This window comes from Acidimicrobiales bacterium (assembly GCA_035531755.1).
GTDB lineage: Bacteria > Actinomycetota > Acidimicrobiia > Acidimicrobiales > UBA8190 > DATKSK01.
The window spans coordinates 1-5,915 of sequence record DATKSK010000056.1; the positions used below are offsets into that span (position 1 = coordinate 1).

Sequence of the window (5,915 nt, forward strand, 5' to 3'; positions counted from 1 at the left end):
CGTCGGTGACCACCAGGGTCAGGCGGCGCTCGGCCACCCGGGTCGCCAGGCGGTCGATCTGGATGTCCACGATGCGGCGGATGTCCTCCTGGCTGAGCGAGCGGAAGCGCACCACGTCGTCGATGCGGTTGAAGAACTCCGGCTTGAAGAAGTCCTGGGGGTCGCCGGGCAGGTTCGACGTCATGATGAGCACGGTGTTGGTGAAGTCGACCGTCCGGCCCTGGCCGTCGGTGAGCCGCCCGTCCTCGAGCACCTGGAGCAGGACGTTGAACACGTCGGGGTGGGCCTTCTCGATCTCGTCGAGCAGCACCACCGCGTAGGGTCGGCGGCGCACCGCCTCGGACAGCTGGCCGCCCTCCTCGTAGCCGACGTAGCCCGGGGGGGCGCCCACCAGGCGCGACACCGTGTGCTTCTCCTGGTACTCGCCCATGTCGATGCGCACCATGGCGCGGTCGTCGTCGAACAGGAACGCCGCCAGGGCCCGGGCCAGCTCGGTCTTGCCCACGCCGGTGGGTCCCAGGAACAGGAACGAGCCGATGGGCCGGTTGGGGTCCGACAGGCCGGCCCGGCTGCGGCGGATGGCGTTGGCCACGGCGTGCACGGCCTCGTCCTGGCCCACCACCCGCGCGTGGAGGGCCTCCTCCATGCGCACCAGCTTCGCCAGCTCGGCCTCCATCAGCTTCGTCACGGGGACGCCCGTCCAGCGGCTCACCACCTCGGCCACGTCCTCGGCGTCGACCTCCTCCTTCAGCATGGCCCCGTTGGCCTGCAGCTCGGCGAGCGCCTTGGTGGCCTCCTCGATGCGGCGCTCGATCTCGGGGACCTGGCCGTAGCGGATCTCCGAGGCGCGCGTGAGGTCGCCGTCGCGCGCGTAGCGCTCGGCCTCGCCCTTGCGCACCTCGAGCTCCTCCTTGAGCGCCCGGATGGCGGCGATGGCGTCCTTCTCCGCCTGCCAGCGCGCCGTCATGGCGTCGGCCTGCTCCTTCAGGTTGGCGAGCTCTTCGTCGAGGCGGGTGAGGCGCTCCTGGGAGAGGGCGTCGGTCTCCTTGGCCAGGGCCACGCGCTCGATCTCGAGCTGGCGCATGCGGCGGGTGACGACGTCGATCTCGGTGGGCATGGAGTCGATCTCGATGCGCAGCCGGCTGGCGGCCTCGTCGATGAGGTCGATGGCCTTGTCGGGCAGGAAGCGGCCCGTGACGTAGCGGTCCGACAGCACCGCCGCCGCCACCAGGGCGGCGTCCTGGATGCGCACGCCGTGGTGGACCTCGTAGCGCTCCTTCAGCCCCCGCAGGATGGCCACGGTGTCCTCCACCGAGGGCTGGCCCACGAACACGGGCTGGAAGCGGCGCTCGAGGGCGGCGTCCTTTTCGATGTGCTTGCGGTACTCGTCGAGCGTGGTGGCGCCGATGAGCCGCAGCTCGCCGCGTGCCAACATGGGCTTGATCATGTTCCCGGCGTCCATGGCGCCCTCGGCCCCGCCCGCGCCCACGATGGTGTGCAGCTCGTCGATGAAGGTGACCACCTCGCCCTCGGCGTCGGTGATCTCCTTCAGCACGGCCTTGAGGCGCTCCTCGAACTCGCCGCGGTACTTGGCGCCCGCCACCATGGCCGACAGGTCGAGGGACACCACGCGCTTGTCGCGCAGGCCCTCGGGGACGTCGCCCTCCACGATGCGGGTGGCCAGACCCTCGACGATGGCGGTCTTGCCCACGCCGGGCTCGCCGATGAGGACGGGGTTGTTCTTGGTGCGCCGCGACAGCACCTGGATGACGCGGCGGATCTCCTCGTCGCGCCCGATGACGGGGTCGAGCTTGCCCTGGCGGGCGAGCGCGGTGAGGTCGCGGCCGTAGCGCTCCAGCGCCTGGTACTGCTCCTCGGGGTTCTGCGACGTGACGCGGTGGCTGCCGCGCACCTGGCGCAGGGCGGTGAGCAGCTGGTCGCGCGACACGCCGATGGCGTCGGCCAACCCCAGCAGCACGTGCTCCACCGACAGGTACTCGTCGCCCATGTCGCCGCGGAGCGATTCGGCCGTCTCGAGCAGGTCCCGGGTGGCGCGCGCCAGGGCCACATCGCCTCCGCCGTAGGCCTTGGGGAGTGAGGAGAGCCGTTGCGCCACCTGGTTGGTGAGTGCGGTCGGCTCCTTCCCCGCCCTGGCGATGAGGGGGATGGCGAGGCCGTCGACCTGGCCGAGCAGGGCCGCCAGCACGTGGTCGGGGGTGACCTCGGGGTGGTTCTCGGCGCGGGCGAGCTCGGTGGCGGCCTCGAAGGCCTCCTGGGTCTTGAGGGTCCAGCGGTTGGGGTCGATCGCCATGGTGGTTACCTCCTTCCCCGGTTGCGGGCGCTGCCGCCCGCCCGCCACACCAGGGCCTGGCGCAACGGCACCAGGTCGCGGCGGTAGTGGCGGTGTGTCTGCTCCACGGCGTGGCGCGCCTCCTCGCGCACCCGGTCGAGCTCGGCGCTGAGGCGCTCCACCTCGGCCTCGAGCTCGAGGACGCGGCGCACCCCTTCGAGGTTCAGCCCCGCCCCCGTGAGCTCGCTGATGCGGCGCAGGCGCTCGATGTCACGCGGCGAGTACCGGCGGTTGCCGCCCCCCGTGCGCGACGGGTCCACGAGGCCCTTGCGCTCGTAGACGCGCAGGGTCTGCGGGTGCATGCCCGCCAGCTCGGCGGCCACGGAGATCACGTAGAGCGCGGCCCGCCGGTCGGGCTCAGGCCTGGGCGGTCGTGCTGCCATCGGTCGTCACCCCCAGATGGGCGCGCGGCTCGTCGTGCGAGACGCGGGCGAACTCCTCGACAGCGGCGCGCTGCTCGTCGGTCAGCTTCTTGGGCACGGCCACCTCGGCGGTGACCAGCAGGTCCCCGGCGCCGGCCCGGCCGTGGCCGGGCACGCCCCGGCCCTTCACTCGGAAGGTCTGCCCCGACGACGTCCCCGCCGGGATGCGCAGGGTCACGGGCCCGTCGAGGGTGGGGACCGTCACGGTGGAGCCCAGGGCGGCCTCGGGGAAGGTCACCGGCGCCGTCAGGGTGAGGTTGCGGCCCCGACGGCCGAAGACGCGGTGGGGCTCCACGTGCACGATCACGTAGAGGTCGCCGGCGGGCCCGTTGGCACGACCCGGCGCCCCCCGGCCCTTCACGCGGATGCGCTGGCCGTCCTCCACCCCGGCGGGGATGCGCACCTTCACCTCGCGCGTGCGCCGGGTGATGCCGCTGCCGCGGCAGGTGCGGCACGGCTTCTCGATGACGGTGCCGCGGCCGCTGCACTGCGGGCAGACGCGGCTGAGCGAGAACAGGCCCTGGTTGTCGTCGAGCGCACCCCGGCCGTGGCAGGTGGGGCACGTCACCGGCGAGGAGCCCGGGGCGGCGCCGCTGCCGTTGCAGGTCTCGCAGCGCGCCTCGCCGGCGACGTGCACCGACGTGGTCACGCCCTGCACGGCGTCCTCGAACGACAGGTGCAGCTCGGCCTCGACATCGGCCCCGCGCCGGGGCCCGGCGTTGCGGCCGCGCCGGCCGCCGCCGAAGCCGCCCAGGCCGCCGAGCAGGTCCCCGAGGTCGCCGAGGTCCTCGACGCGGAACGTGCCCCCGCCGGGGCCGCCGAAGCCGCCGCCGCCCATGCCGGCGAAGCCCGAGGCGCCCAGGCGCCGGACCTCGTCGTACTCCTGGCGCTTGGCGGTGTCACCGAGGACGTCGTAGGCGGCGCTGATCTCCTTGAAGCGCTCCTCGGACCCGGGGTTGGCGTCGGGGTGGAACTGCTTGGCCAGCTTGCGATAGGCGCGCGTGATCTCCTTGTCGGTGGCGGTCTTGGAGACACCGAGCACCTGGTAGTAGTCCTTGTCGAGCCACTCACGCTGGGCGACCACCGCCGATCACCCCCGCACGCGCACCATGGCGGGCCGGATGACCCGGCCCTTCCAGCGGTAGCCGGCCCGCAGCACGCCGTCGACGACGGGGCCCTCGCCCGACGATCCCTGGCCGGCCGGGCCCGCCCCGTCGGGGACGCGGTCCACCGCCTCGTGCACCGACGGGTCGAAGGGCGCGCCGGGATCGTCGATGCGCTCGAGGCCCTCCTTGGCCAGCGTGTCCGCCAGCAGCCCCGAGGCGGCCAGCAGGGCCTTGCCCTCGGCCGAGGCGTCGTCGCCCTCACCGAGATGGGCGCGCGCCAGGTCGAAGGCGTCGAGCACGGGCAGGATCTTCGTCACCATGTCCTCGGCGGCCCGCTCGAGATGGTCGGTCTGCTGGCGCATCATGCGCTTCTTGTAATTCTCGAAGTCGGCCTGGACCCGCCGCAGCATGTCGAGGTACTCGTCGCGCTCGCGCTGCGCCACGCTCAGGATGGCGTCGAACTCGAGCTCGACGGCCTCGGCGGCGGCGTCGACCACGTCCTCGCCGGCGCCCTCGTTCCCGGCGCCCTCGTTCCCGGCGCCCTCGTTCCCGGCGCCCTGGTTCCCGGCGCCCTCGTTCCCGGCAGCGGCGTCGGGCCGGGCCGGGCCGGCCGTGCGGTCACCGGCCCCGGACGCGGTGCCGGTCGGCTTCGCCGGCTCGGGGCGCTGGGGCGGCCCGACGGTCTCGCCGCCGGGGCCGTCCGGGCGCGGGCTCATGCCCCGGGCTCGTCGACGATCTCGGCGTCGACGACTTCGTCGTCCGAGGGCCCGGCGCTGTCACCGCCGCCCGACCCCGAGCCCGTGGCGCCGCCCGACTGGGACTGCGAGGCCTGCTCGTAGAGGCGCTGGGTGAAGCCGTGGCTGGCGTTGACGAGCGCCTCGGTGGCGTCCTTGATCTTCTCCACGTCCGACCCCGACAGGGCGTCCTTCAGGGCCTTGAGCGAGCCCTCGACCTTGTCCTTCTCGTCGCCCTCGAATTTCTCGCCCTGCTCACGCAGGAGCTTCTCGGTCTGGTACACGAGGGTGTCGGCGTTGTTGCGGACCTCGGCCTCCTCGCGCCGGCGACGGTCGTCCTCGGCGTGGGCCTCGGCGTCGCGCACCATGCGCTCGATGTCGTCCTTGGCGAGCGACGACTGGCCGGTGATCGTCATCGACTGCTCCTTGGCCGTGGCCGTGTCGCGGGCCGACACGTGCACGATGCCGTTGGCGTCGATGTCGAAGGTCACCTCGATCTGCGGGATGCCACGGGGTGCGGGGGGCAGGTCCACGAGCTGGAACTTGCCGAGCGTCTTGTTGTACATGGCCATCTCGCGCTCACCTTGCAGCACGTGGATCTCCACCGACGGCTGGTTGTCCTCGGCCGTGGTGAACACCTCCGAGCGCTTGGTGGGGATGGTGGTGTTGCGCTCGATGAGCCGGTGCATGACCGCGCCCTTGGTCTCGATGCCGAGCGACAGCGGTGTGACGTCGAGCAACAGGACGTCTTTGACCTCGCCCTTCAACACGCCCGCTTGCACGGCCGCGCCGATGGCGACGACCTCGTCGGGGTTCACGCCCTTGTGGGGCTCTTTCCCGGTGAGGCCCTGCACGAGGTCCTGGATGGCGGGCATGCGCGTCGAGCCACCCACCAACACGACGTGGTCGATGTCGGACTTGGACAACCCCGCGTCGGAGATCGCCTGCTCGAACGGTCCCTTGCACGCGTCGACCAGGTCCGCGGTGATCTCGTTGAACTTGGCCCGCGTGAGCTTCAGGTCCAGGTGCTTGGGGCCCTCGGCGGTGGCGGTGATGAAGGGCAGGTTGATCTGGGTCTCCTGGACAGAGGAGAGCTCGATCTTGGCCTTCTCGCCGGCTTCCTTCAGCCGCTGCAGCGCCATCTTGTCCACCGACAGGTCCACGCCCTCGGTGTTCTTGAACTCGGTGACCAGCCAGTCGATGACACGCTGGTCCCAGTCGTCACCGCCCAGGTGGGTGTTCCCGCTCGTTGACTTCACCTGGAAGATGCCCTCGGAGATCTCGAGGACCGACACGTCGAAGG

The 5,915-nt window shown here is 72.0% G+C and carries 5 protein-coding genes; all 5 read right to left on the bottom strand.

Annotated elements, in window-relative coordinates; genetic code table 11:
* Positions 1–2,311: AAA family ATPase (locus tag VMV22_11910; protein HUY23029.1), on the bottom strand; the 2,311-nt coding region annotated here is incomplete at its 3' end.
* A 5-nt stretch (positions 2,312–2,316) separates the two neighbouring features.
* The gene (locus VMV22_11915; protein HUY23030.1) at positions 2,317–2,733 is read right to left on the bottom strand and encodes a helix-turn-helix transcriptional regulator; all 417 of its coding nucleotides are present in this window, start codon (positions 2,731–2,733) and stop codon (positions 2,317–2,319) included.
* Complete coding sequence (dnaJ, locus tag VMV22_11920; GenBank protein ID HUY23031.1) at positions 2,708–3,856, bottom strand: molecular chaperone DnaJ; 1,149 nt, start codon at positions 3,854–3,856, stop codon at positions 2,708–2,710. Before dnaJ ends, VMV22_11915 begins: the two co-directional genes overlap by 26 nt.
* 6 nt (positions 3,857–3,862) lie before the next feature.
* Positions 3,863–4,594: a nucleotide exchange factor GrpE gene (locus VMV22_11925; GenBank protein HUY23032.1), complete on the bottom strand. Its 732-nt coding sequence runs from the start codon at positions 4,592–4,594 to the stop codon at positions 3,863–3,865.
* A partial coding sequence (gene dnaK, locus VMV22_11930; protein ID HUY23033.1) for a molecular chaperone DnaK occupies positions 4,591–5,915 on the bottom strand: 1,325 nt, incomplete at its 5' end. The genes dnaK and VMV22_11925, both read right to left, overlap by 4 nt.